This window comes from Vibrio sp. 1069 (assembly GCF_033340555.1).
This window is the reverse complement of the sequence record NZ_JAWOWP010000080.1, coordinates 1-1,199: the sequence shown is the minus strand read 5'-3', so window position 1 is coordinate 1,199 and position 1,199 is coordinate 1. Positions and strand designations below refer to the sequence as shown.

Annotated in this window: 1 protein-coding gene; it reads right to left on the bottom strand. The window is 51.3% G+C overall.

Going from position 1 to position 1,199, the window contains the following annotated elements; all coding sequences use genetic code 11:
• The coding region (locus R7040_RS24550; protein ID WP_318097284.1) for a 3-phenylpropionate MFS transporter at positions 1-1,175 on the bottom strand (1,175 nt) is incomplete at its 3' end.
• Positions 1,176-1,199 lie beyond the last annotated feature (24 nt).

Genomic DNA, 1,199 nt, shown 5'->3' with positions numbered 1-1,199 from the left:
AGTGCCTTTTCAGACACATCCACCACGTTGTGGCTAGGCTCTTGAGGGTCCAATTTGATGAACAGCGCCAATAGGCCCATTGCCGCCATACCCCAGAACACCAGCGCGCCCCAGTGCTCGTACCCCCAACCACTGAGCACCGTCATCAGCGCGATAAATGCGCCAAGCGGGATCGCGTTGTATAGCGCTTGCAGCGCCACCATTTTGTGCTCTTCAGAGTTTTGGATGTATTGAATGGCCGCAATGTGCGCCGTCGCGAATGTCACACCGTGCAGAAGTTGCACGATAACCAACGCAACGATAGACGTTGTTGCAGCGGTCATGCCCCAACGCATCATCACACCACAAGCTGCAACAATAAACAGCGTGCGCAGCGCCCAACCAGCAAACAGACGCTTGCTCAATGCAAACACCGCCACTTCTGCCGCAACGCCTAGACTCCACAAGTAGCCGATCACGTCTTCTGAGTGACCCGCCGCTTTCCAGTGAATGGCACTAAAGCCGTAGTACGCCGCATGGCTACCTTGGATAAGTGACACCAAAACCAAGAACTTCACCACTGATTTATCGGTAAGCAGTGCAGATAATTTCGGACGTTCAGCATGCTGGTCACCGCGAGTGACAGGCATTGGATTGATGCTGCGCATCGCGAAAAGCAATGAAAAGAACACCCCCACCATCGCGGTGTACAGAATCATATCCGAGCCAAATTCTGCGACAAGGAAACCCACCACCGTTGAACCCGCAATGAAGGCTATAGACCCCCACAAACGCGTGCGCCCGTAATCCAACATTTTCAAGCGAGCGTAGTAGTTTGCCATCGCGTCTGATAGCGGTACTACCGGACCACAACACAAGTTAAACAACACCGTTGCCAATGCCATGAGCCAAAAACTGCCGCCCGTAAAAAAGTGGAAACCAACAAAAATGAGGGCAGCAAAACTCAACCAACGCAACGTTGGCATTAGATGTTCAACTCGGTGTACACGAGGGGTAATGACGATGTTAGCCACGCAGCGTGTCGCCAAACCTAAACCAACCAGTAAACCAATGTCCGTGGAAGAAACGCCCTGTTCTTTAAACCACAACGACCAAAATGGCAGGTAAACGCCATACGCAAAAAAGAATCCGAGAAAGTACTGGGAAATCCAGCCATACGGAGAAGGTTTCAACATTACTAATATCCTAAAACGGGAACA